The organism is Embleya sp. NPDC025285, from assembly GCF_055558835.1.
Window position 1 is genome coordinate 1 of record NZ_JBVHLU010000036.1, and the last position, 24966, is coordinate 24966.

Here is a 24966-nt window from a genome sequence, read left to right on the forward strand (position 1 = left end):
TGCTATCTTCCCCCCCCCTCCCTCCCCTCCCCCCCCCCCCCCCCCCCCCCCCCCCCCCCCCCCCCCCCCCCCCCCCCCCCCCCCCCCCCCACCGGCGTTTTCGTCTCCCGGCCCGGGACCCGCGTCTCCCGATCCGGACCGTCGTCGGTCCGACCGCCGCCCTCAGCCGACGTCGGCCGGCTTCGGCGCGGGTCCCGGGCCGTCGCTTCGACGCCGGCGGAGCCGATCGGTGAGCGCGTACCGGCGTTCGGCCAGGCTCGGCCGGCCCCGGCGGCGCAACGACGACGGGAGCAGCGTCGCGCGCAGTCGCCGGCCGCGGCCGGCCCGGGCCAGCAGGCCCTTGCGGACCGCCCGGACGTCCTCGCCCAGGCCCGGTTGCGGAGTCGGCGGGGTCTGCGCGTAGAGCAGCCGTTCGGTGGCGAGCGCGACGCGCGGCAGCGCCTCGCGGGCCGCGAGCACGGCGGCGTCCACCACGACGGGTTCGGCCTTCGTGTCGTCGGTGTCCGACGCCGCCCGGTCCGACAACACGCCCAGCAGCCGCTCGACCGCCTGGCGCGGGGTCTCCGCGCCGGAGGCCGGATGGCCCAGGTCGCGCGCGGTGTCGAGCACCTCGGCCCAACCGCCGAGTACGGGCCCGGCGCGATCGCCGGGTTCGGGGGCACTCCCCTGCGCCGCCGCGTTTCGGGTCAGCGCCGCGAGTCGGCGGCCCCGGACCCGGCCCCGGGTCAACATCGGTGCCGCCGCGAGCAGCACGACCAGCGCGATCCCGGTGCCGATCAGCAGCGTCCGGCCGGAGAGCCAGGGCCCGTTCGAGGAGCCCGCGGCGGTGACCGGCGCGGCGGACGCGGACGCCGACGGCGTGGCGCCCGGCGACGCCTGCGGCTGCTTGGTGGGCAGTTCGTCCGCGCTGTCGGGGGACGCGGAGGGCAGCACCGGCGCGACGTCCTGCTGGGCGTAGGAGGGCGAGTTGCCCCGCGAGGGGGTCGGCTCGAACCGGATCCAGCCCGCGCCGGAGAAGTACAACTCGGGCCACGCGTGCGCGTCGTGGCTGCTCACCTTGTAGGTCAGGTCGGTCTGCAGCGTGCCGGGGATGAAGCCGACCGCGACCCGCGCCGGGATGCCGAGCGTGCGGGCCATCACCGCCATCGCCGACGAGAACTGCTCGCAGTAGCCGACCTTCTGCTCCAGGAAGTTCTCCAGGGCGGAGGCGCCGTTGCCCTGCGGGACCTTGGTGTCGTAGCGGAACTGGCTCGACCGGGCGAACCATTCCTCCAGGTTGCGGGCCCGGTCGTAGGAGGTGCCGTTCCCGCCGATCTTGAGCGCCTGCCGGCGGACCCGGTCGACCATGTCGGGCGGCAGCGGCAGCGCCACGTACGGCGCGAGTGAGGGCGGCGGTGGTGGCGCGGCCTTGAGCTGGGCGGGCGTCGGTTCGACGTCCAGGCTGGTCACCGTCCAGCCCAGACCACGGGTGTCCTGCTTGTTGTCGGCGAGCAGCAGCCGCCCCTCGGCCTCGTAGCGCCAGGTGCCCTTCACCTGGACCTGCGTCGCCGGGTAGGGCATCGGCAGCGACAACTGCTTGTAGTTGTCGTCGGCCTCGATCCGGGTGGTCACCTCGGTCGTCCGCACCGCCGAATCCAGGCCCGCGGGCTTGGGGAACTCGCGCGGGACGTCGGTCAGCGGACGTTCGGAGGGCTGCCAGCTTCGGCCGTCGAACCGGTCCAGGGAGGAGAGCCGCAGGTAGACCGAGCCCGGTGTGGCCGCGGTGGTGCGGTAGCGCATGAGTTCGGTGTTCTCGGCCCGGTTCAGCTCGTCGGACAGCTTGACCACGGGGTTGATCGTGGTCAGTCGGCGCGACTTGGGTCCGTTGTCGTTCTTGTCGATCAGCCGGTTGGCGCTGAGCGGGATCAGCGCCGGGACCACGACGGCCACCGCGAGCGCGGCCACGCCGATCCGGCCGCCGCCGCGCGCGGGTGGGCGGTACTGCCGCATCGTGGGATGGCCCACCGGCGGCGGGGTCAGCGGCCGACCCCAGCGCAGCAGCCGCTCGCGGCCCTCGGCGAGCAGCAGCAGGACGTACGCCAGCGCCGCGATCAGGAAGATCGCCCAGCCCAGTCCGGACCGGGACAGCGCCGCGGGGACGCTGTAGAGCGCGAGCAGCGGCAGGCCCGCCGGGGCGGCCTGGGCGTAGGTCACCGCGATCAGGTCCACGAGCACGGCCATGCCGCCCATGACCAGCAGCAGGATCGCGATGATCCCGGGCGAGGCGGGCGCGGGGGCGGTGAACTCCCGGATGTCCTGCCCGCCCACCCGCAGCAGGTCCACGAACGCGTCGATGCTGCTCGGGGTGGGGATCGGGCCGCTGGCGTCCGGCACACACACCAGCAGCAGGTAGGGCACCAGCGCGGCGAGTTGGGTCAGTCCCACGATCGGGCGCGGCACCCGGATCCGCCGGGCGCCCTCGCCGACCAGGGCGACCAGGAGGATCGCGCCCAGTCCCTGCGCGATCCAGCCGCCCGTGTCGACCAGCGGGAGCAGTGAGGAAGACGTCAGCGCGGTCGCGAGTCCCGCGACCAGGGCCAGGCGGAGCCGACCGGTCATGACCGTTCCCCTTCATCGACGGTGCCGCCCCCGACCGTGGGCGCCGCACGCGGGCGCGGGGGCGGGGTCGAGCCGCCGGCCTCCGCGGCGGGCGCCGCGGGGGCGCTCGCGCGGGAGGTGCCGGCGAAGGACATCGAACCGGCGGCGGCCGGGTCGCCGACCCGTCCGGCCGAACGCCACAGTTCGGACAACCTGGTACCGGCCCGGGCGGACAACACCCGCCAGCCGGCCTGGCGCAGCAGGGCCACCGCGCTGTCGTGCGGCAGCGCGCCGGGCACCCGGCCCCACGTGCTCACGTCCAGGATCACCGCGACGCCTCGGCCGGATCGGTGACGGGCCCGGCCGAGCCGTTTGATGTCGTCCTCGGTCAGCGCGCCGAGCACGGCGACGGTCAGGCCGCCGCCGTTGGGGTCGCGCAGCGCGGGTTCGGCCTGGTCCAGCCCGGTCACCGGGACGGTCTCGACCACGGCCAGCGCGTCCAGCAGGAAGCCCTCCAGGTCGCCGGGCGCGGCCCGGATTCCCTCCAGGTCGCCGGCCGGCGCGTCGCCCTCGGAGTCGAGCAGTCGGGTGGTGTAGCCGCGCCGGCACAGGTGCACGCCCACGGACGCGGCGGCCGAGACGACCCACTCGAAGGACGAGGCCGGGCCGTCGCCCACGTGCGCGCCCGCGCGGGTGTCGATCAGTACGGTGGCCCGGTTCTGCCAGGCTTGTTCCTCGCGGCGCACCATCAGTTCGCCGCGGCGGGCGGTGGAGCGCCAGTGCACCCGGCGTACGTCGTCGCCGTGTCGGTACTCGCGCGGGACCACGTCCTCCTCACCGGACGCGGACACGTTGCGGGCGTGGCTGTCGCCGTACCCGGTCCACTCGCCGCCCAGGTCGACCGCGGGCAGCGGCTGGACCGCCGGGGTGACCACCAACGTGTCGCGCGCGGCGAAGGAACGGGTCAGCTCGCACATCCCGAACGGGTCGGCCATCCGCAGCCGCAGCGGTCCGACCGGGAAGCGCCCGCGCAGGTCCGAGCGGACCCGGTAGGACACGTGCCGATTGCCGTGCGGCTCGATCCGGTCGAGCACGAACCGGGGCCGCGAACCGAGCACGTAGGGCACGTGGTCCTCGAGCATCAGCAGGCCGGTGGGGATGCGCGAGACGTTGTCCACGCGCAGCCGCACCTGGGACTCGTGACCGGCCGCGACCCGGGGCGGCTCCAGCGCGCGGGCGCTGGTGACCAGGTGCCGGGTGCGCGCGACGATCAGCACCGACACCAGGGGCAGCGCGGTGAGCAGGAATCCGACCCGCAACAGGTCGCGTTGGCCCAGGATCACCGCGCAGATGCTCGCGGCGACCCCCGCCGCGAGGAAGGACCGCCCCCGCGTCGTCAGGCCGGACAGGGCGGTACGCACGTCAGCGCGCCGCCCCGGAGCCCGTGCCGCCGAGGCGGCCGTCGGAGGTCACCGGGGCGTAGCCCTGGTGCGCGGTGGGTGCCTGGTTCGGGTAGGGGCGGCCGCCGTTGTGCTGCGGTGCCGCGCCCGGATAGGGCATGTGGGCGGGCGGCGCGGGCGGCGCCGGGACGATCTGCGGCGCGCCGACCCGCCCCTGGACCGGCGCCTGGCCGGGAGACCCGGGGACCGGGACCTGGCGCACGATGTCGACGACGATCTGCTCGGGGGTGCGCCGGGCCATCTGGGCGTCGGCGGTGGGCAGCAGCCGGTGGGCGAGCACCGCGACGGCCAGTGTCTGCAGGTCGTCCGGGAGGACGTAGTCGCGGTTGTCCAGCGCGGCCGCCGCGCGGGACGCGCGGACCAGGTGCAGCGTGGCGCGCGGCGAGGCGCCCAGGCGCAGTTCGGGCGAGCGGCGGGTGGCGTTGACCAGGTCGACCGCATAGCGCGCGACGGCCGGGGACACGTGCACCCGGCGCACCGCGTCGGCGAGCCGGACCAGGTCCTCGGCGTGCGCGACCGGGGTCAGGTCGCTCAGCGGCGAGCCCGCGCTGTGGCCGCCGATCATCCGCAGCTCGGCGTCCGCGGCCGGGTAGCCCATCGAGACCCGGGCCATGAACCGGTCCCGCTGTGCCTCGGGGAGAGGATACGTTCCCTCCATCTCCACCGGGTTCTGCGTCGCGATCACCATGAACGGCGCCTGGAGTTCGTAGGTGGTGCCGTCGACGGTGACCTGACGCTCGGCCATGCATTCCAGGAGCGCGGACTGGGTCTTGGGCGAGGCCCGGTTGATCTCGTCGCCGACCACGATGTTGGCGAAGATCGCGCCCGGCTTGAACTCGAACTCGCGCTTCTCCTGGTCGAACACGCTGACGCCGGTGATGTCCGAGGGCAGCAGGTCCGGGGTGAACTGCACCCGGCGCATCCGGCAATCGACCGAGCGCGCGAGGGCCTTCGCCAGCATCGTCTTGCCGACTCCCGGAACGTCCTCGACGAGCAGGTGGCCCTCGGCCAGCAGCACGGTCAAGGCGAGGCGGACGACCTCGGGCTTGCCCTCGATCACGGTCTCCATGGCCCCGCGGATCCGATCGGCGGTGACCGTCAGATCCCCCAGACCGGCCTGATCGTTGAACGTCGACACCCGTGCCCCTCCCTGGAACCGCGTTGTGCACGCCCTGGGTCAGGGCCACAGGCCGATTCTCCCGGTCGCGTGCGCTGCCGTCACCCCGTTGGACGGCCCGGACGACGCGTCGTGCGACTCCGGAGGGTAGTCGACGCGGCGTGGGGGCGATCCGGTCGGCAGAAAAGGCTCGGCCGAGACGGGTCCGTCTCCTCGATGGTGCCGTGTCGAGCCGGAATCCGGGTCGACAAGATCGGGGCGACGGACCCTAGGACTGTGCGGGGCCGCTTTCCGGTTGCACGTCGGGGAGGGGGAAAACCTCGCGCAACAGGCCGGTGGTGACGTCGTATACGAATCCGCGCACGGTGTCGTTGTGCAGCAGGAACGGTGACCTGCGGACCCGGTTCATCGACTGGCGCACGTCACCGTCGAGATCGACGAAAGCCTCCACCGCCCACTGCGGGCGCAGGCCGGTGTCCGCCTCCAACTCGCGGCGGAAATCCTCGGTGACGGTGAGCATGCCGCACTGGGTGTGATGGATCAGTACGACCTGCGTGGTGCCCAGGTGTCGCTGACTGATCGTCAGTGAACGCACCACGTCGTCGGTGACCACGCCGCCCGCGTTGCGGATCACGTGTGTGTCGCCGAGCTCCAATCCGAGCATGGCGTGCACGTCCAGACGTGCGTCCATGCAGGTGACGACCGCGGTGTGGCGTACCGGCATCGCCGACATTCCGGGGTTGCGGTACCCCTCCGCGTAGTGCCGGTTCGCTGCGACAAGACGATCGACCATGGTCAGGACGGTAGCGACCTCGGCCGCGTTTCGCTTCGTGGGGGGAGTCACACCGGCGAAGAGCGGATGACTCGTCACTCCTTCCGGTCTATGGGTGCTCATCCCCGAATGGGAGATTCGTACCGGGAGCCCAATGGTGCGGAGGTGGAAACCCGCGCCCGACGTGGGGGAGTGGCGTGCGGGGGGCGCGCAATCGGGTGGTTCTCTCGAGGCACCCCTTCTGACCTGGGCTTTTGTCAAGGATGGGAACGGAGTGACGCGCCCGAAAAGGGTTGACCGTGGGGATTGGTGGAGTAGAGTGGCGGGAAATGGAGCCGAGAGGCTCCACGCGGCGGCCGGAGGTGCTCGGTGTTCCTGGGCACATACGAGCCCCGGTTGGACGAAAAAGGTCGGCTGATCCTGCCGGCCCGGTTCCGGGACGAGCTGGCGGAGGGCCTTGTGATCACAAAGGGGCAGGAACGCTGCCTCTATGTGTGGCCCATCGCGGAGTTCACCCGGATCGCCGAACAACTGGGCAAGGCGCCGGTGACCTCGAAAGCCGCCCGGGACTACATGCGCGTGTTCTACGCGGGTGCCTCCGACGCGGTGCCGGACAAGCAGGGGCGGGTGCTGGTGCCGCAACCGCTGCGCGACTACGCCGGGCTCGACCGGGACAGCCGCGACTGCGTCGTCATCGGTACGAACACCCGGGTCGAGTTGTGGGCGACCAAGACCTGGCACGACTACCTCGCGGAGCAGGAGCAGTCCTTCGCGGAACTGTCCGAGGAGGTGCTGCCCGGCCTGCTGTGACCGAGGCGGCGTACACCCCGTGCCTCGTACTCTCCCGAACGCGATCTCGCCCGTGACGCACCTGCGGCGAGGTCTCCACCCGCTCCGAGCTTTCTGGCACTCCTTCCCCGGTGCCAGAGGTCACTTCCCCAGACGAGCGGGCGGGGACCTGGCGGCATGTTCTCCCGGCCGGTCGCGACTCAGCCTCTAGACTGCGGGTTTCCGCACGACGAAGGGCCCGGAGTGAACGCGACGATGGTGGAGGGGCCGTGACGGCGCCCGCCCACATTCCGGTCCTGCTGGAACGGTGCGTCGAATTGCTCGCCCCCGCGCTGCGGGCGCCCGGGGCGGTCGTGGTGGACGCGACGCTCGGGATGGGCGGGCACAGCGAAGCCCTGTTGACGGCCTTTCCCCAGGCACGGCTGATCGGCCTGGACCGTGATCCCGAGGCGCTGGAGCGCTCCGGGGCCCGGTTGGCGGGCTTCGGCGAGCGTGCCACGCTCGTGCACGCGGTCTACGACGAACTGCCCGAGGTGCTGGAGCGGCTCGGCATCGACCGGATCGACGGCATCCTGTTCGACCTCGGGGTCTCCTCGCTGCAACTGGACCGGGCCGACCGCGGCTTCGCCTACGCGCAGGACGCGCCGCTGGACATGCGGATGGACCCGACGGTGGGCATCACCGCGGCCGACATCCTGAACAGCTACACCGCGGGCGATCTGGCCCGGATCCTGCGCGACTTCGGCGAGGAGCGGTTCGCCCGCCGGGTCGCCGACGCGATCGTGCGCGAGCGGGAGAAGGAACCCTTCACCAACAGCGCGCGCCTGGTCGACATCGTGCGCACCGCGATCCCGGCCGCCACCCGGCGCACCGGCGGCAACCCGTCCAAGCGCACCTTCCAGGCGCTGCGGATCGAGGTCAACGGCGAACTCGCGGTCTTGGAGCGCGCGTTGCCGGCGGCGGTGCGGGCACTGGCGCTGCACGGCCGGATCGTGGTGATGTCCTACCACTCGCTGGAGGACCGGATGACCAAGCGCGTGCTCGCGGCCGGCGCCGAGAGCAAGGCGCCGCCGGACCTGCCGGTGGTCCCGGAGGACCTCCAGCCCAGGTTCAAGCTGCTCACGCGCGGCTCGGAGAAGGCGAGCGAGCAGGAGAACGCGGAGAACCCGCGCGCGGCCTCGGTACGGCTGCGAGCGGCGGAGCGGGTGCGGGAAGACCTGTGAATCGACGCGGCGGACGGGGGAGCCGGGGATGAGCGGCGCGGCGAGGACGATGACCCGCATCCGGCTGGCCGCGCACCAGGCGAAGGGCTCGACCCGGACGCCGTTCGTGGTGCTCGTGGTCGGCCTGCTCGGCGGCGGCCTACTGTCGCTGCTCCTGCTCAACACCGCGCTCAACCAGGGCTCGTTCGAACTGAGCCGGCTGCAAAAGCGCCAGGACCAGCTCACCGACGACCGGGAGGCGCTCCAGCGCGAACTGGACGCCAAGGCCGCGCCGGGCGAACTCGCGCGACGTGCCCAGGAATTGGGCCTGGTCCCGGGCGGCAGCCCGGTGTTCATCGACCCGGCGACCGGGCAGGTGCTCGGCGTGCCGAAGCCGGCCACGTCCAAGCCGCCGCTGGTTCCCGAGGCCCCGGCGACCGCCGCGGCCACGACGCCCGTCGCACCGCCGGCGGGCGGTGGGGGTCCGGGGGCACCGGTTACCGCCGGGTCGGACCCGGCGGGGACGGCGGCGGGCACCGGGACGCCTGCCGTGCCCGCCACGCCCGGCGCCTTTGCCACGCCCGACGGCGCCGCCCCGGCCGTCCCGGTCCCGGCGGCGATGCCGCCGGCCTCCGACGCGCCGGCCGCCTCGGCAGGCCCCACGGCGCCGGAAGCCACCCCTTGACGCATGCCTTCGCCGACCGGTTCGCCCACCCCGGCGACCGGTCCCCTCGGCTCGGCGGGTCGGGCCACACCCGGGACCGTTCGGGCGATCCCGACGCGTCGGGCCACCGGCGGCGATCCCGCCGCGGGCCGGCCCGCGGCGGGATCGCCCGGGTGATGTCGACCGTCGGGCGGATGGGCGCCGAGCGGTCCGCCGAGGGAACTCGGGTCGGCCCCGATCACCGGCCCGCTCGTTGTACGTACGTGTCGCCGCGCGCGCCGCGCCGCCGAATCCAGGTGAAGGGACCTCGCGTTGACCGACGGACGCCGTGACCCCCGTGATCCGCGTGATCCCGACGAGCCGCGTTCGGCGGGGCGGGCCCGCCGGGAACGCGGTGCCGACCCGGCCGCGTCCTCGGAGCGCCGACCCCGCCCGGTGGCCCGGCCCCGAGCGGCCGACGGCTCCGGGGCGGCGGAGGGCCGACGCCCGCGCCCGGGAGCGGGCGAGGAACCGGCAGGGCCGCGTGGCCCGCGTCGCCCGCGCGCGGGCGACCCGGAGCGGGCCGAGCCCGGTGCGGGTCGCCCACGCGCGAGTTCCGGGCAGCGGGACGAGCCCGGTGCGGAAACCCCGCGTTCCGGCCGTCCGCGTCGGCCGAGCGGCGGACAGGCGCCCCCGGCACGCCGGAGCGCCCGACCCGGGGATCCCGACGCGCCCCGGTCGGCCCGCCAAGGCACGGCCGGCGGCCCGTCCGGTGAGCGCCCGGCCCGACCCCGCGGCGACGCGGCGTCCGGCGGGCGTCCGGCTCGGCCCCGGTCCGGTGCCGGCGCGTCGAGCGGCGAGGACTCGGCCCGGTCGGGCGCCTCCGAAGGGCGGTGGGGCCGCCCGCGCGGCGGTGCCGCGTCGTCCGGTGAGCGGCCGAGCCGGCCGCGTCCCGACAGCGGCGCCTCGGGTGGGCTCTGGTCCCGGTTGCGGGCGGGGGACGCCGGCTCGGGCGAGCGTTCGGCCCGCGCCGGTGACGCGGCCTCCGCCGGGCGCCCGCCGCGCCCGCGTGGCGATGCCGGGTGGTCCGGCGGGTCCGGTGCGGGTTCGGCCGGGTCCGGGCGGCGCACGGGTGAGGGCACGCGCTCCCGTGAGGAGCGTTCGGGCGCGCGTCGGCCGCGGCCGAGGTCGGCGGAGGCATCGGTCGAGGGCGGTGCCGGTGCGCGCCCCGGTGTACGCCCGCGTCCGCGGCCGGACGCGCGGGGCGTCGATGTGCCCGGCCGTCCGGAGCGGACCCGGCGTCCGCGCCCGGTCACCGGTGACGGTTCCGCGCGCGGCGCCCGGGACGCCGTGCGGGCCGACCATGCCGGCGCACGCCCGGCGCGCCCGGCCCGACCGCGTCCGGGCGCGGCCCGGCCCGGGCGTACTCGCGACGCGCACGCGTCCGGGCGTCCCCGGCCCGCCCGGCGACCCCGGAGCGCCGCCCGGATGGGCGACCCGCGCAAGCGGCTGCGGATCGGGCTGATCGCGCTCGGCGTGGTGCTGACCCTGTTCGCCGGCCGACTGCTCCAGTTGCAGGCGCTGGACGCCCCCGCGTACGCCGCCCAGGCCGCCGCCAAGCGCACCCAGACCGTCAACGTACCGGCCGAACGCGGTGCGCTCACCGACGCGTTCGGGGTGAGCCTGGCCAAGTCGGTGGACGCGTACGACGTCACCGCCGACCCGACCCAGGTGCAGAAGTACGACCCGCACGCCACCGCGCTGGCGCTGGCCCCGCTGGTGAACGGCGACCCGGTCGCCCTCGAGGAGAAGCTGCGCACCCCCAAGTCCCGCTACGTGGTGCTCGCCCAGCAGGTCGAGCCCGCGGTGTGGAACAACATCCGCCAGGTGCAGAAGGACCTGGGCAAGGTGCGCCGCAACGACCTGGTCGGCATCTACTCGACCAAGCACAGCAAGCGGGTCTACCCGGCCGGACCGGTCGGCGCGAACCTGGTCGGCTTCGTCAACGCCACCGGACACGGCGGCGGCGGCCTGGAGATGACCCTGGACGGCCAACTGGCGGGCAAGGACGGGCGGACCACCCAGGAGATGGTCTACGGCCGCCGGGTGCCCACCTCCGACCTCACCGGCAGGGAGGCGGTGCCCGGTGCCGACGTGCAACTGACCGTCTCGCGCGACCTCCAGTGGTACGCCGAGCAGTTGATCGGCGCCAAGGTCGCCGAGACCAAGTCCGAGTCGGGCACCGTGGTGGTCCAGGACGTGCGCAGCGGACAGATACTGGCGATGGCCACCGCGCCCGGCTACGACCCCAACCGGATCGGCCCCGGCGACGTGCACAACCTGGGCAACCGGGCCGTCGAGGAGGCCTACGAGCCGGGCAGCACCGGCAAGGTGATGACCATGGCCGCGGTCATCCAGGAGGGCAAGGCCGCCCCGGGCACCCACGTGACCGTGCCGAACCGACTCGCCCGCGCCGACCAGATGTTCAAGGACGAGCACGACCACGCCACGCAGCAGCTGACCCTGGCCGGCGTACTGGCCAAGTCCAGCAACATCGGCACGATCCTGGCCTCGGAACAACTCTCGCCCCACCGCGCCGAGGCCAACGCCAAGCTGCACGACTACCTGACCCGGTTCGGCGTCGGACAACCCACCGGGCTGAAGTTCCCGGGCGAGACGCCCGGCATCCTGGCCCCGGCGCCGAAGTGGAACGGCTCCCAGCAGTACACGATCCCCTTCGGTCAGGGCCTGTCGGTCAACTCGGTGCAGGCCACCTCGGTGTTCCAGACCATCGCCAACGGCGGCGTGCGGATCGAACCGAGCCTGGTCAAGGGCAGCACCGGCCCGGACGGGAAGTTCAAGCCCGCCGCCGCGCCCAAGTCGAACGTCGTGGTCAGCCCGGAGACCGCCCGCCAGGTGGCCGACATGCTGGAGACGGTGGTCGCCGACGACGGCGGCACCGGCAAGAACGGCCGGATCCCCGGCTACCGGGTCGCGGGCAAGACCGGCACCGCCAACCGGGTCGATCCCAAGACCGGCCGCTACAACGGCTACACGACCTCGTTCATCGGCTTCGCCCCGGCGGACAACCCGCAGGTCGTGGTGTCGGTCACGCTCCAGGCCCCGGGCATCGACGGCGGCGGCGGCAGCCTGTGCGCGCCGGTGTTCCAGCAGGTGATGACATTCGCGTTGCAGAGCCGCCGGATCGCCCCGAGCGGCGCCGCCCCGGTGGACCTGCCGATCGAGTGGTGACCGGCGCGGTGACCGGCCGGGTCCGCGGCTGCGCGGCCGGTCGCGGCACCGGGGCGAGGACGATCCGACGGCCCAAAGCGCGGTAGCCTGCCCGCCGTGCCCAACCGTGATCTGCGCCGCCCAGCCGAGGTGCGCCCCCAACCGCTGACCGGCCTGGCCGGGTTCGTCCGTGTTCCGTTGACCGGGGCCCCGAGCGATCCGGAGGCGACGCTGACGGGCGTCACCCACGACTCGCGGGCCGTGCGCCCGGGGGATCTGTACGCCGGGCTGCCCGGCGACAACTTCCACGGTGCCGTGTTCGCCGGGCAGGCCGCCGCGGCCGGAGCGGTGGCCCTGCTCACCGACGCGGCGGGCGCCGAACTCGCCGCCGACAGCGGCCTGCCGACCCTGGTGGTCGAGGATCCGCGCGGCCGACTGGGTGAGATCGCGGCCTGGGTCTACGGGCGACCCGCGGAGGACCTGGTGATGTTCGGCGTCACCGGCACCAACGGCAAGACCACCACCGCCTACCTGCTCGACGGCGGGCTGCGCGCCGGCGGCGGCACGACCGGGGTGATCGGCACCGTGGAGACCCGGATCGGCGAGGAGGTGGTGCCCAGCGTGCGCACCACGCCCGAGGCCACCGACGTCCAAGCGCTGCTCGCGTCGATGCTGGAGAACGGCGTCACCGCCGCGGTGATGGAGGTCTCCAGCCACGCGCTCGCGCTGGGCCGGGTCGACGGCACCGTGTACGACGTCGCGTTGTTCACCAACCTGTCGCAGGACCACCTGGACTTCCACGGGTCCATGGAGGAGTACTTCGCCACCAAGGCGGACCTGTTCACCCCGCGGCGCTCGCGGATCGGCGTGATCGACGTGGACGACGCCTACGGTCGCCGACTGGCGGCGCTGGCGAGCGTGCCGGTGCTGACCGTCTCGGCGACGGGGGCCCCGGACGCCGACTGGCGGGCCGAGAACGTCGACCTCGGTCCGGACGGCAGCCGCTTCACCGTGGTGGGCCCGGACGGGCACAAGGCCGACGCGAGCGTGCGGCTGGCCGGTCCGTTCAACGTGAGCAACGCGCTGTTGGCGATCGTCGCGCTGACCGCGGGCGGCGTCTCGCTCGCGGACGCGGTCGAGGGTGTGGGCCGGACCCCGGGCGTGCCCGGGCGGATGGAGCGGGTGGACGCGGGCCAGCCGTTCCTGGCCCTGGTCGACTTCGCGCACACCCCGGACGCGGTCCGGACGCTGCTCGAGGCACTACGTCCGGTGACCACCGGCACACTGACCATCGTGCTGGGCGCGGGCGGCGACCGGGACCGGGCCAAGCGCCCGCTGATGGCCGATGCCGCCGCCCGACTCGCCGACCGGGTCGTGCTCACCAGCGACAACCCGCGTTCGGAGGACCCGCTCGCGATCCTGGACGACATGCTCGCGGGCACCCGCGGGCCGGCCGAACCGCACGGCAGCGTGCTGGTCGAGCCGGACCGGACCGCGGCCATCGCGCTCGCGGTCGAGCGGGCCCGCGCGGGTGACACGGTCGTGATCGCGGGCAAAGGGCACGAGCAGGGCCAGGAGTTCGCGAACGCGGTCAAACACCCCTTCGACGACCGTGTCGAGCTGCGTCGCGCGCTGACCAGAACCATGCGAGGCGGCCCCGCGTCCCCGGAGCAGTCCGACGATGCGAGGATCGTGACCCCCGCACCATCAACGCACACCCCGACGTCCGAGACCCCGACCCCAGGCGTCCCGGCGACCGGCACCTCGCGTGCCGAGGAGACGAACCAGTGATTTCCACCACTCTTGCCGAGATCGCCACCGCTCTCGGAGGGCGGCTTTCGGGCGGCGCGGATCCGCACGCGCGCATCACCGCCGAGGTGGTCGTGGACTCCCGCAAGGTCGGCCCCGGCACGCTGTTCGTGGCCGTGCGCGGCGAGCGCGTCGACGGGCACGACTACGCGCGCGCCGCGATCGAGGCGGGCGCCGTCGCGGTCCTCGCGGAGCGCGACACCGACACCCCGGCGATCCTCGTCGATGACGTGGTCGCGGCACTCGGCCGACTCGCCCGGTCGATCACCGAGCGGCATCCCGACACCACGGTGATCGCGCTGACCGGGTCCTCCGGCAAGACGAGCACCAAGGACCTGCTCGGCCAGGTGCTCGCCACCGCGGGCCCGACGATCGCCCCGAGCGGCAACTTCAACACCGAGATCGGCCTGCCGCTGACCGTCCTCGGCGTGACCGAGGAAACCCGGTACCTGGTCGCCGAGATGGGCGCCCGCCACGTCGGCGACATCGCCTACCTGTGCGAGCTCACCCCGCCCCGGATCGGCCTGGTGCTCAACGTCGGCTCCGCGCACATGGGCGAGTTCGGCGGGCGCGAGGGCATCGCCCGGGCCAAGGGCGAACTCGTCGAGGCATTGCCCGCCGACGGCGTGGCCGTGCTCAACCAGGACGACCCGCTGGTGCGGGCGATGGCCTCGCGCACCAAGGCCCGCGTGGTGACCTTCGGCGAGAGCGCGAAGGCCGACGTACGGGCCGAGAACGTGACACTCGACGAGCAGGGCCGGGCCTCCTTCACGCTGTGCGTGCCGGAGGGCAGTGCGCCGGTGATCTTGCGCCTGTACGGTGAGCACCACGTGGCCAACGCACTCGCGTGCGCCGCGGTGGCACGCGAAGTGGGCATGACCGTCGAGGACATCGCGGCGGCCCTCGGCGCGGCCGGTACGATCTCCCGCTGGCGGATGGAAGTCACCCGCAGGGACGACGGGGTGACCGTCGTGAACGACGCGTACAACGCCAACCCGGAGTCGATGCGAGCCGCGCTCAAGGCGCTCGTCGCGATGGCGGGCGGCAATCGTACGTTCGCCGTGCTGGGTGCGATGCGGGAGCTGGGCGAGGAGTCGCTGACCGAGCACGACGCGATCGGGCGGCTCGCGGTACGCCTGAACATCCACCGGCTGGTGGCCGTGGGCGGCAGGGAGGCCGCCTGGATCGACATGGGCGCGAAGAACGAGGGTTCGTGGGGTGAGGAGTCGGTGCTGGTGCCCGACGTAGAGGCGGCCGTCGAACTACTCCGGGGCGAACTGGCCCCGGGCGACGTCGTACTGGTGAAGGCTTCCCGAGGGGTGGCCCTGGAACGGCTCGCGGACGCGCTGTTGGCGGACGCGGCCGGGGACGACGTGAGCAACTCGGAGGTGCACGGGTGAGGGCCATCCTCATCGCCGGCGGCATCGCCCTGGTGCTGTCGCTGATCGGTACGCCGCTCGCGATCCGAATCCTGGTCAAGCGTGGCTACGGCCAGCTCATCCGGGACGACGGTCCGGCCGGACACCACAGCAAGCGCGGTACGCCCACCATGGGCGGCGCGGTGATCATCCTGGCGGCGCTCGCGGGCTACGGCGGCGCCAAGGCGATCACGCTGGAGACCCCGAGCGCGTCCGCGCTGCTGGTGCTGTATCTGATGGCGGGCCTGGGCCTGGTCGGCTTCGTCGACGACTTCATCAAGATCGTCAAGCAGCGCAGCCTGGGTCTGCGGGCCAAGGCCAAGCTGGCCGGACAGTCCTTCGTGGGCATCTCGTTCGCGCTGCTGGCCATCCAGTTCAAGGACGCGCGTGGGTTCACCCCGGCGTCCACCCACCTGTCCTTCGTGCAGGACACCGCGCTGGACCTGACGCCGGTGTTCTTCGTGATCTGGGCCTACATCCTGATCGCCGGGCACTCCAACGGCGTCAACCTCACCGACGGCCTGGACGGCCTCGCCACCGGCGCGTCGGTGATCGTCTTCGGTGCCTACACCTTCATCGGGGTCTGGCAGTACGGCCAGTCCTGCCTGAACGCCCCCGGCGTCGGCTGCTACGACGTGCGCGATCCGCTGGACCTGGCGATCGTGTCCGCGGCGATGATGGGCTCGTGTTTCGGCTTCCTGTGGTGGAACACGTCACCGGCGAAGATCTTCATGGGCGACACCGGATCGCTCGCACTCGGCGGCGCGCTCGCGGGCCTGGCCATCCTGACCCGTACCGAACTGCTGTCCGCGCTCATCGGCGGGCTGTTCCTGATCATCTCGTTGTCGGTGATCATCCAGGTGGGCTACTTCAAGATGACCGGCAAACGGGTGTTCAAAATGGCGCCGCTCCAGCACCATTTCGAACTCAAGGGGTGGACCGAAGTACTCATCGTGGTTCGGTTCTGGATCATCGCCGGCCTGTGCGCCATTCTCGGGATCGGCATCTTCTACGCGGGCTGGGTTACGGGACAGTAAGAGACGTGAGTACGAAAGACCTGAGCACCTTCACCCATCACGGTGCGCCGTGGGCCGAGTTGTCGTTCTGTGTCGCGGGCACCGGGGTCACCGGCGCGTCCGCGGTCCGGGCGCTGCACGGCCTCGGCGCGCGCGTCGTGGCGATCGACGGCTCCGCCGACGACAACGCCCGGCGGCGCGCCGAGGAGTTGGGCGCGCTGGGCGTCGACGTGCGCCTGGGCGACGACGAGAGCCTGCCGGAGCGGGTGGACGTGCTGATCGCCTCGCCCGGACTGCGGCCCACCAAGCCGCTGTTCGCCGCCGCGCGCGCGGCCGGCGTGCCGGTGTGGGGCGATGTGGAGCTGGCGTGGCGGCTGCGCCCGCGGGAGAACCCCGCGCCGTGGCTGGCGATCACCGGCACCAACGGCAAGACCACGACCGTGCGCATGCTCGCCTCGATCCTGGAGGCGTCCGGCAAGCGGGTGGCGGCGGCCGGCAACGTGGGCACACCGGTGGTGGACGCGGTGCTCGCCCGCGACGGTGACGGCGAACCGGCCTACGACGTTCTCGCGTTGGAGCTGTCCAGCTTCCAACTGCACTGGTTGCCGACCTGGGAGGAAAGCCCCAAGGACGACGCCGGCGCGCCGCGGATGCTGGCCGCGGCGGTGCTCAACATCGCGCCGGACCACCTGGACTGGCACGGCTCGCCGGAGGCGTACGCGGCGGACAAGGGCCGGATCTACGGCGGTTGCCAGATCGCCTGCGTGTACAACCTCGCCGACCCGCAGACCGAGCAGCTCGTGCACGAGGCCGAGGTCGAGGAGGGCTGCCGCGCGGTCGGCTTCGGGCTCGGCCCGCCGGGGCTGTCCGACTTCGGGGTGGTCGACGACCTGCTCGTGGACCGGGCGTTCGTGCCCGACCGGCACAGCACCGCGGCCGAACTGGCCGGCGTGGGCGACGTGAACCCGCCCGCGCCGCACAACGTGGCGAACGCGCTGGCCGCCGCCGCGCTGGCGCGTGCCTACGGCGTGCGGCCGGTGGCGGTGCGCGACGGGCTGCGCGCCTTCCGGCCGGACGCGCACCGCATCGCGCACGTGGCCACCGTGGCCGGCGTCGACTACGTGGACGACTCCAAGGCCACCAACGGGCACGCCGCGGCGGCCTCGCTGGCCGCCTACCGGGACATCGTGTGGATCGCCGGCGGCCTGGCCAAGGGCGCGTCCTTCGACGACCTGGTCTCCGGCGCGAAGAACCGGCTGCGCGCGGTGGTGCTGATGGGCGCCGACCGCGCGGTGATCAGGGACGCGCTCGCGCGACACGCCCCCGATGTCCCCGTGGTGGAGGTCGCCGCGACCGACACTGGGGCCATGGAACAGGTCGTGGGCGAGGCGGCGGCGCTGGCGCGGCCGGGGGACACCGTGCTGCTCGCGCCCGCGTGCGCGTCGATGGACATGTACGCCAACTACGGCAGGCGTGGCGACGCGTTCGCCGAAGCGGTCCGCGGGCTCGACACAGCGGCCGGCTGACCGGGCGAGCGATGGCCGCCGGTCCGCAGACGCGCGAGGCACGCCCCACGCCCCCCGCCGACAAGCGGCGGCCGTGGGGCGGTTCGCGGTTGCCCAAACCGCGCGCGAGGCCCGCGCCGCGTCCGGCGGGCTCGGCGCGCCGCGAACTGCGCCGGGCCCTGGACAGCCCGCTGACCGCCTACTACCTGCTGCTCGGCTCGGGCCTGCTGCTGACCGTGCTGGGCCTGGTGATGGTGCTCTCCGCGTCGCAGATCACCTCCCGGACGATCTACGGCTCCTTCGACGAGATCTTCACCAAGCAGTTGATCGCGGTCGCCATGGGATTCCCGCTGATGTGGATCGCGTCACGTCTGCCGCTGCGCTGGTATCGCCGGCTGGCGTACCCGTTCCTGATCGGTTGCGTCGGCGCGTTGTGCCTGGTCCTGGTGCCCGGCCTGGGTATCGAGGTGAACGGCAACCGGAACTGGATCGGCTTCGGCTCGTTCCAGATCCAGCCCTCCGAGTTCGCCAAGCTGGGCCTGGTGTTGTGGGGGGCCGACGTGCTCACCCGCAAGCGCCGGCTGCTCGGCCAGTGGCGGCACATGTTCGTCCCGCTGCTGCCCGGCGCCCTGGTGATCCTGTTCCTGGTGCTGCTCGGCGGCGACATGGGCACCGCGATGATCATCACCGTGCTGGTGCTTGCGCTGTTGTGGATCGCCGGCGCGCCGGGCCGGTTGTTCGCCATGGCGATCGCCGTGGTGGCCGTGCTGGCCACCGTGCTGATCGTGCTCAAGCCGCACCGGGCCGCCCGCTTCGCGGGCTTCCTGGATCCGTTCTCCGACCCCAACGGCAGCACGCTGCAGGCCGCGCAGGGCATCTACTCGCTGGCCACGGGCGGCTGGTTCGGCAGTGGAATCGGGACAAGTTACGGCAAATGGGGCACTTTGCCCGAGGCACATACAGACTTCATCTTCGCCGTCATCGGCGAGGAATTGGGTCTCGTGGGGACGCTGTCCGTACTCACCCTCTTCGCGGCCCTAGGCTATGCAGGTATCCGCGTCGCGAGTCGGACGAAAGACCAGTTCGTACGGCTCGCCGCGGGTGGCGCGACCGCGTGGATCATGGCCCAGGTCATGATCAACGTCGGAGCGGTGCTCGGCCTGCTGCCGATCGCCGGAGTGCCGTTGCCATTGGTGTCCTACGGAGGTTCCGCCCTGCTTCCGACCATGTTCGCCGTGGGCATGCTGTTGTCCTTCGCCCGAGGTGAGCCAAAGGCCGAGGCGGCGCTCGCCGCACGCGGGCCCGGGGCGGTTCGTCGAGCGTTCGCGCGGATCCTGCCGCGCAGGGATGGGTGAATCAGGTGCATGTCGTCCTTGCCGGCGGAGGAACCGCCGGGCACATCGAGCCCGCTCTGGCATTGGCGGACGCGCTGCGCCGCCAGAACCCCAATGTGGGTATCACGGCGCTCGGCACGGCCAAGGGCCTGGAGACCAAGCTCGTTCCCGCTCGCGGCTACGAACTCGCTCTGATCCCGGCCGTGCCGTTGCCGCGCAAGCCCACGCCCGAACTGATGACCGTCCCCGGTCGACTGCGCGGCACCATCCGCGAGGCCGCGGCCGTCCTGGAGCGGACCAACGCGTCCTGCCTGGTCGGCTTCGGCGGCTACGTCGCGCTGCCCGGCTACCTCGCGGCCAAGCGCCAGGGCGTGCCCACCGTGGTGCACGAGGCCAACGCCCGGCCGGGCCTGGCCAACAAGATCGGCGCCCGGTACACCCGATTCGTCGCGGTGAGCACGCCCGACAGCAAGCTGCGCGGCGCTCGCTACATCGGCATCCCGCTGCGCCGCGCGATCGCCACGCTGGACCGCAACGCGCTGCGCGACGAGGCCCGGGCGATGTTCGGCCTGGACCCGATGCGGCCCACGCTGCTGGTGTTCGGCGGCTCGCAGGGCGCCCGGCGGCTGAACGAGACGCTCGCCGCCACCGCGCAACAACTGCTCGCCGAGGGCGTGCAGGTGCTGCACGCGGCCGGCCCCAACAACGAGTTGAAGATCACCTCCCCGCCCGGCGGACCGGCCTACGTCGTGGTGCCCTACCTGGACCGGATGGACCTGGCCTACGCGGCGGCCGACATGGTGCTGTGCCGGGCCGGCGCGATGACCTGCGCCGAACTGGCCGCGGTCGGCCTGCCCGCGGCCTACGTACCGCTGCCGATCGGCAACGGCGAGCAGCGGCTGAACGCGCAGCCCGTGGTCAAGGCGGGCGGCGGCCTGCTGGTGGACGACGCGGACCTGACCCCGGACTGGATCCGCTCCTCCGTGCTGCCGGTGCTCACCGACGCGCGCAGGCTGCACGACATGGGCAAGGCGGCGGCCGAGTTCGGCCGGCGCGACGCGGACGAGGAGTTGGTCCGGATGGTCCACGAGGCGATCGCCGCCGCGCGGTTGCCCCAGTAGCGCGGGCCGGGGGGAGCGTTCTTGCCCAGGACGAGGGAGCGCGCGCCGGGGCGACCGGCGAAGGCCGGGCGGCCGCCGCGCCGGCGCTGGACCAACCTGCGCCCGCTCCTGGTCCTGGTGCTGCTCGTGCTGGTCGCGGTCACCGGTTGGGCGCTCGTCTACCACTCGCCGCTGCTGGACACTCGCAAAGTGGCCGTCGGCGGCCTGGGCGCGCTGCCCCGGGATCAGGTCGCGCACGTGGCGGCGGTGCCGATCGGCGAGCCGCTGGCCTCCGTCGACCTGGACGCGATCCGGGCCCGGGTGGCCGCGATCCCGCGAGTGGCCTCGGTCCGCGTCGAGCGGGACTGGCCTCACACGGTGCGGATCTCGGTGCGCGAACGGGTGACCGCGCTGGTGATGCCGGACGCGGGCCGCTATGCGGAGATCGACAAGGACGGCGTACGGTTCGGTACGGTGGACGCCGCGCCGCCGGGGGTGCCGGTCGTCAAGGCCGACGCCAACACGGTGAGTACGCAAACGCTACGGGGGGTGGTGCAGGTGGTATCGGCCTTGCCGCCGCCGGTCGCCCAACGTGTACGTGACATCACCGCTCGAACGCGCGACGACATCGTGCTCGTGCTCGACAAGGGCGAGACCGTGCTGTGGGGCGGGGCCGACGCGTCCGACCGCAAGGCCCTCGTACTCGCGGCGCTGTTGCCGCGGCCCGCCAAGTTCTACGACGTCAGCGCGCCCGACGCGCCGGTGACCCGAACCCAGCCGTTTCCCTCGCTCGCGCCGCCGGCGCCCGCGCAGTCGTTACCTCCGGTCGCACCCGCGGCGGCGGTTTCGACCTCGCCCGCCGTGTGACGTGGAGCGAAAGCACCCCGTCACTGCGATAAAACAATAGGGACAGGTTCGGCGTGTTCGTTGAACCGTGTCCGATGGGGACCTAGTGTCGGCCTAGCCCCAGGTTGACAAAGCAGTAATCCGCACCGTTCGCATCGGCGGCATTCGACGCGAATCGGTGTAACTCTATACCTGAGGGTGAGGGTTTTGGTGGCTCGCGGAAATCGCGTCCCGACCTCCCCAAGTCGGCAAATGTCGGCATGCCGGAACCACGGCGTGCCGACCGGAACTCGAGGCGAGAGGCCTTCGACGTGGCAGCACCCCAGAACTACCTCGCAGTCATCAAGGTGGTCGGTATCGGCGGTGGCGGTGTCAACGCCATCAACCGGATGATCGAGGTCGGTCTCAAGGGCGTCGAGTTCATCGCGATCAACACCGACGCCCAAGCCCTCCTCATGAGCGACGCCGACGTCAAGCTCGACGTCGGCCGGGAATTGACCCGCGGCCTCGGCGCCGGCGCCAACCCCGACGTCGGTCGCAAGGCCGCCGAGGACCACCGCGAGGAGATCGAGGAGGTCCTCAAGGGGGCCGACATGGTCTTCGTCACGGCGGGTGAGGGCGGCGGCACCGGCACCGGCGGCGCTCCCGTGGTGGCCAACATCGCCCGTTCGCTCGGCGCGCTCACCATCGGTGTGGTCACGCGCCCGTTCACCTTCGAGGGACGGCGGCGCGCGAACCAGGCCGAGGACGGCATCGCGCAGTTGCGCGACGAGGTCGACACCCTGATCGTCATCCCCAACGACCGACTGCTCTCCATCTCCGACCGGCAGGTCAGCGTCCTGGACGCGTTCCGCTCGGCCGACCAGGTGCTGCTGTCCGGTGTGCAGGGCATCACCGATCTGATCACCACGCCCGGCCTGATCAACCTGGACTTCGCCGACGTCAAGTCGGTGATGTCCGAGGCGGGTTCGGCGCTGATGGGGATCGGCTCGGCGCGCGGCGACGACCGTGCCGTGGCGGCGGCCGAGATGGCCATCTCCAGCCCGCTCCTGGAGGCGTCCATCGACGGCGCCCGGGGCGTGTTGCTGTCCATCTCCGGCGGCTCCGACCTCGGCCTGTTCGAGATCAACGAGGCCGCGCAACTGGTCAGCGAGGCCGCGCACCCCGAGGCCAACATCATCTTCGGCGCGGTCATCGACGACGCGCTCGGCGACGAGGTGCGGGTCACCGTGATCGCGGCCGGCTTCGACGGTGGGCAGCCGCCGTCCAAGAGCGAGTTGGGCAAGCCGGCGACCACGACCCAGGCGTCGCGGCCCGAGCCGGTGGGGCGGCCCGCGTCCAACCCGGGTCCGGGTGTGCTGCACGACCCGACCCCGGCGCCGACCAGCTACCCGGCGCCGACCACCCCGGGCCCGCGCACGCCGCTGGTGCCGGAACCGATCAAGGACGATCTGGATCTCGACATCCCGCCGTTCATGAAGTAGAAGACAATCGGCAGGTTGCAGCAGTAGCGAAAAAATTCGGACAAGGGGTGGGCCCGACGTGTTCACGCGAAGGGCCGCCGCCGGCGGCGCCCGTTTCGCCTTCACCGACCGGTGGGGCGGCACGGGCGCCGCGCCGTATGACGAACTGAACCTCGGCGACCATGTGGGCGACGATCCGCGCGTGGTCGCCGCGAACCGCGCGCGCACCGCCGAGGCGCTGGGCCTGTCGCCCGAACGGGTGGTCTGGATGAACCAGGTACACGGCAACACGGTCACCGTCGTCGACCGTGCCTCGGCCGAGCCGCTGCCCGCCACCGACGCCGTGGTCACCGCGACCCCGGGCCTGGCGCTCGTGGTCCTGGTCGCCGACTGCACCCCGGTACTGCTCGCCGATCCACAGGCCGGCGTCGTGGCCGCCGCGCACGCCGGGCGGCCCGGACTGGCCGCGGGCGTGGTGCCCGCCGCGATCGAGGCGATGCGAGCCCTCGGCGCCGACCCGGCCCGGATCGTCGCGGAGACCGGCCCCGCGGTCTGCGGCGCCTGCTACGAGGTTCCCGAGGCGATGTGCGACGAAGTGTCCGCAGTTGTCCCAGCGGCCCGCGCGCGCACCCGTGAGGGCACTCCGGGGCTCGATATCCCGGCCGGCGTGTGGGCGCAACTCGCCGCGCAGGGGGTGGCGTCGGGTGAGAAATCGCACATCTGCACGCGCGAGTCGGCGGACCATTTCTCCTACCGGCGGGACCGGGCCACGGGTCGGATCGCCGGCTACGTGTGGCTCGCCGAGGGCTGACCCCGCCCGGGCGTGTTCGGCCCCCGTCGGCGACGATGGGCGAATGGAAACGCACGTTCATCCGAGCGCAGACCCCGCCGGGCGAGGCGCCGAACTCGCCGCCAACCTGGCCGCCGTCCGCGATCGCATCGCCACCGCGTGCGCCGCCGCCGGCCGCCCGCGCGAGGACGTCACCCTCGTCGTGGTGACCAAGACCCACCCGGCGAGCGACGTGCGACTGCTCGCCGGACTCGGCGTCCGCGACGTGGGCGAGAACCGCGACCAGGAGGCCGCGCCCAAGGCGGAGGCCACCGAGGACCTCGACCTGACGTGGCACTACGTCGGGCAACTGCAGACCAACAAGGCCAAATCGGTGGCCGGTTACGCCGATGTGGTGCACTCGCTGGACCGGGTCCGACTCGCCCACGCGCTGTCCGCCGCGGCGGTTCGGCAACACCGCACGATCACCGCGCTGTTGCAGGTCAGCCTGGATGAAGACCCGGCGCGCGGCGGGGTGTCGCCGGCCGATGTGGCGGAACTCGCGGACGTGGTGGCCAAGGCGCCGAACCTGACCCTGGGCGGGGTGATGGCGGTGGCCCCGCTGGGCGTGGAACCCGCCCGCGCGTTCGCCGGGTTGCGAGAAATCGCAACCCGCCTACGCGAAGCCCATCCGACTGCGAACATGGTTTCCGCGGGGATGAGCAACGACCTCGAAGCGGCCATCGAGGCTGGGGCGACACATGTACGCATCGGTACTGCGGTGCTCGGAGTCCGGCCTTCCCTCCGGTAGCGTCGCCGTGAAGTGGATCGCACGACCCACGGTGACCTCAGCCGATCCACCGTGAGACCGGAGGAAGCGGAACATGGCCGGCGCAATGCGCAAGATGGCGGTCTACCTCGGCCTCGTGGAGGACGATGTCTACGAGTATGACGATTACGATGAGGACGACATCGGCCAGGACGGCCGCGACCGGGTCGAGCGCACCGATCGTCGCGAGGAGCGGCGGGACGAGCGTCGTGAGGAGCCACGTGAAGTACGCGAACCGCGTGGGGAATCGCGGGAACGTCGCGAGGATCTCGTTCGTGGAGCTACTGCCCTTCGCGAAGCGGGGGCCCTTCGCGACGAAGGCCGCCTTGAAGAACACCGCGCAACAGTGTCCGCCATGCCCGAACGCCGTCCCGAGAGCAGCACACCGGTGACCGTACACAAAGTCGTCAGCGAACGTGAGCCCTACCGCATCACGACGCTGCACCCGCGTACCTACAACGAAGCCCGCACGATCGGCGAGCACTTTCGCGAGAGCACGCCCGTGATCATGAACCTGACCGAAATGGAGGACACCGACGCCAAGCGCCTGGTGGACTTCGCCGCCGGTCTCGTGTTCGGTCTGCACGGCAGCATCGAGCGGGTCACCCAAAAAGTCTTCCTCCTGTCGCCTGCTAACGTCGATGTGACAGCCGAGGACAAGGCCCGCATCGCCGAGGGCGGGTTCTTCAATCAGAGCTGAGGTGTGCGAAAACTGAGGCTAGGTGCGGTCCTGACCAGAAGGACGGCACACGAGGGGGCAGGTACATGAGCATCGCGCTGGAGATCATCCGCATCGTGCTCTACTGCTTTTTGATCGTGTTGTTCTTCCGCTTGGTGATGGACTACGTGTTCCAGTTCGCGCGGTCGTACGAGCCGCGCGGGGCCATGGTGGTATTGCTGGAGGCGACGTACTCCATCACCGATCCACCGTTGAAGTTGCTGCGCAGGTTCATTCCTCCGCTGCGCCTCGGGGGTGTAGCACTCGACCTGTCCTTCTTCGTACTGATGATCATCGTCTACATCCTGATCTCCGTCGTGGGCAGGCTGTAAGCGGTACCGTCTGTCCGATGCCGACGATCACGCTGA

The 24966-nt window shown here is 72.5% G+C and carries 20 protein-coding genes; 16 read left to right on the forward strand and 4 right to left on the reverse strand.

Annotation, left to right across the window (positions count from 1 at the left end):
- Window positions 1-162: 162 nt before the first annotated feature.
- The 4 genes from ACZ4FV_RS24090 to ACZ4FV_RS24105 form a co-directional block, all read right to left on the reverse strand.
- A complete protein-coding gene (locus ACZ4FV_RS24090) occupies window positions 163-2598 on the reverse strand; it encodes a transglutaminase TgpA family protein (protein ID WP_465323252.1) in 2436 nt (811 codons plus the stop codon).
- Window positions 2595-3998, reverse strand: a complete 1404-nt coding sequence (locus ACZ4FV_RS24095) for a DUF58 domain-containing protein (protein WP_402231757.1) — start codon at window positions 3996-3998, stop codon at window positions 2595-2597. The genes ACZ4FV_RS24090 and ACZ4FV_RS24095 overlap by 4 nt, the downstream gene beginning before the upstream one ends.
- Before the next feature lies 1 nt (window position 3999).
- On the reverse strand, window positions 4000-5175 hold the full coding sequence (locus ACZ4FV_RS24100; RefSeq protein ID WP_395862415.1) for an AAA family ATPase: 1176 nt from the start codon (window positions 5173-5175) through the stop codon (window positions 4000-4002).
- Between the two features lie 247 nt (window positions 5176-5422).
- A complete protein-coding gene (locus tag ACZ4FV_RS24105) occupies window positions 5423-5947 on the reverse strand; it encodes a beta-class carbonic anhydrase (protein WP_395862417.1) in 525 nt (174 codons plus the stop codon).
- Window positions 5948-6295: 348 nt separating this feature from the next.
- Here ACZ4FV_RS24105 and mraZ point away from each other — a divergent pair, with 348 nt between their 5' ends.
- The 16 genes from mraZ (at window position 6296) to ACZ4FV_RS24185 (ending at window position 24930) form a co-directional block, all read left to right on the forward strand.
- Window positions 6296-6736, forward strand: a complete 441-nt coding sequence (mraZ, locus tag ACZ4FV_RS24110) for a division/cell wall cluster transcriptional repressor MraZ (RefSeq protein ID WP_402231755.1) — start codon at window positions 6296-6298, stop codon at window positions 6734-6736.
- Between the two features lie 248 nt (window positions 6737-6984).
- Window positions 6985-7938 (forward strand): 16S rRNA (cytosine(1402)-N(4))-methyltransferase RsmH, encoded by a 954-nt coding sequence (gene rsmH, locus ACZ4FV_RS24115; protein ID WP_395862421.1) that lies wholly within the window; start codon window positions 6985-6987, stop codon window positions 7936-7938.
- 28 nt (window positions 7939-7966) lie between these two features.
- Window positions 7967-8602, forward strand: a complete 636-nt coding sequence (ftsL, locus tag ACZ4FV_RS24120; protein WP_402231753.1) for a cell division protein FtsL — start codon at window positions 7967-7969, stop codon at window positions 8600-8602.
- A 1446-nt stretch (window positions 8603-10048) separates the two neighbouring features.
- Window positions 10049-11812: a peptidoglycan D,D-transpeptidase FtsI family protein gene (locus tag ACZ4FV_RS24125; RefSeq protein ID WP_402231751.1), complete on the forward strand. Its 1764-nt coding sequence runs from the start codon at window positions 10049-10051 to the stop codon at window positions 11810-11812.
- Between the two features lie 96 nt (window positions 11813-11908).
- The gene (locus tag ACZ4FV_RS24130) at window positions 11909-13582 is read left to right on the forward strand and encodes a UDP-N-acetylmuramoyl-L-alanyl-D-glutamate--2,6-diaminopimelate ligase (protein ID WP_395862427.1); all 1674 of its coding nucleotides are present in this window, start codon (window positions 11909-11911) and stop codon (window positions 13580-13582) included.
- Window positions 13579-15000, forward strand: a complete 1422-nt coding sequence (locus ACZ4FV_RS24135; RefSeq protein ID WP_395862428.1) for a UDP-N-acetylmuramoyl-tripeptide--D-alanyl-D-alanine ligase — start codon at window positions 13579-13581, stop codon at window positions 14998-15000. Before ACZ4FV_RS24130 ends, ACZ4FV_RS24135 begins: the two co-directional genes overlap by 4 nt.
- Complete coding sequence (mraY, locus tag ACZ4FV_RS24140) at window positions 14997-16055, forward strand: phospho-N-acetylmuramoyl-pentapeptide-transferase (RefSeq protein WP_395862430.1); 1059 nt, start codon at window positions 14997-14999, stop codon at window positions 16053-16055. Before ACZ4FV_RS24135 ends, mraY begins: the two co-directional genes overlap by 4 nt.
- Window positions 16056-16060: 5 nt before the next feature.
- Window positions 16061-17560: a UDP-N-acetylmuramoyl-L-alanine--D-glutamate ligase gene (gene murD, locus ACZ4FV_RS24145; RefSeq protein ID WP_395862432.1), complete on the forward strand. Its 1500-nt coding sequence runs from the start codon at window positions 16061-16063 to the stop codon at window positions 17558-17560.
- Between the two features lie 11 nt (window positions 17561-17571).
- A complete protein-coding gene (gene ftsW / locus ACZ4FV_RS24150) occupies window positions 17572-18894 on the forward strand; it encodes a putative lipid II flippase FtsW (RefSeq protein ID WP_395862434.1) in 1323 nt (440 codons plus the stop codon).
- 5 nt (window positions 18895-18899) lie between these two features.
- Entirely contained in the window at window positions 18900-19994 is a 1095-nt protein-coding gene (gene murG / locus ACZ4FV_RS24155; protein ID WP_395862436.1) for an undecaprenyldiphospho-muramoylpentapeptide beta-N-acetylglucosaminyltransferase, read from the forward strand.
- 21 nt (window positions 19995-20015) lie between these two features.
- Window positions 20016-20840, forward strand: coding sequence for a cell division protein FtsQ/DivIB (locus tag ACZ4FV_RS24160; protein ID WP_402231745.1), 825 nt, complete (start codon window positions 20016-20018; stop codon window positions 20838-20840).
- 290 nt (window positions 20841-21130) lie between these two features.
- Window positions 21131-22303 carry a cell division protein FtsZ gene (gene ftsZ, locus ACZ4FV_RS24165; RefSeq protein WP_395862440.1) on the forward strand — a complete coding sequence of 391 codons (1173 nt, stop codon included), beginning with the start codon at window positions 21131-21133 and terminating at the stop codon, window positions 22301-22303.
- A gap of 58 nt (window positions 22304-22361) precedes the next feature.
- Window positions 22362-23093 (forward strand): peptidoglycan editing factor PgeF, encoded by a 732-nt coding sequence (gene pgeF, locus ACZ4FV_RS24170; RefSeq protein ID WP_395862442.1) that lies wholly within the window; start codon window positions 22362-22364, stop codon window positions 23091-23093.
- A gap of 43 nt (window positions 23094-23136) precedes the next feature.
- On the forward strand, window positions 23137-23862 hold the full coding sequence (locus tag ACZ4FV_RS24175; RefSeq protein WP_465323253.1) for a YggS family pyridoxal phosphate-dependent enzyme: 726 nt from the start codon (window positions 23137-23139) through the stop codon (window positions 23860-23862).
- 73 nt (window positions 23863-23935) lie between these two features.
- The gene (locus ACZ4FV_RS24180) at window positions 23936-24580 is read left to right on the forward strand and encodes a cell division protein SepF (protein ID WP_026218733.1); all 645 of its coding nucleotides are present in this window, start codon (window positions 23936-23938) and stop codon (window positions 24578-24580) included.
- Between the two features lie 65 nt (window positions 24581-24645).
- Window positions 24646-24930, forward strand: a complete 285-nt coding sequence (locus ACZ4FV_RS24185; protein ID WP_020552920.1) for a YggT family protein — start codon at window positions 24646-24648, stop codon at window positions 24928-24930.
- Window positions 24931-24966 lie beyond the last annotated feature (36 nt).

What these genes read in the sequence shown, in the direction of transcription:
- ftsL (WP_402231753.1), top strand. Translation starts at nt 7,967, where the DNA reads ATGAGCGGCGCGGCGAGGACGATGACCCGCATCCGGCTGGCCGCGCAC.
- ACZ4FV_RS24090 (WP_465323252.1), bottom strand. Translation starts at nt 2,598, where the DNA reads ATGACCGGTCGGCTCCGCCTGGCCCTGGTCGCGGGACTCGCGACCGCG.
- ACZ4FV_RS24180 (WP_026218733.1), top strand. Translation starts at nt 23,936, where the DNA reads ATGGCCGGCGCAATGCGCAAGATGGCGGTCTACCTCGGCCTCGTGGAG.
- ACZ4FV_RS24105 (WP_395862417.1), bottom strand. Translation starts at nt 5,947, where the DNA reads ATGGTCGATCGTCTTGTCGCAGCGAACCGGCACTACGCGGAGGGGTAC.
- ftsW (WP_395862434.1), top strand. Translation starts at nt 17,572, where the DNA reads ATGGCCGCCGGTCCGCAGACGCGCGAGGCACGCCCCACGCCCCCCGCC.
- ACZ4FV_RS24185 (WP_020552920.1), top strand. Translation starts at nt 24,646, where the DNA reads ATGAGCATCGCGCTGGAGATCATCCGCATCGTGCTCTACTGCTTTTTG.
- ACZ4FV_RS24175 (WP_465323253.1), top strand. Translation starts at nt 23,137, where the DNA reads ATGGAAACGCACGTTCATCCGAGCGCAGACCCCGCCGGGCGAGGCGCC.
- ACZ4FV_RS24125 (WP_402231751.1), top strand. Translation starts at nt 10,049, where the DNA reads ATGGGCGACCCGCGCAAGCGGCTGCGGATCGGGCTGATCGCGCTCGGC.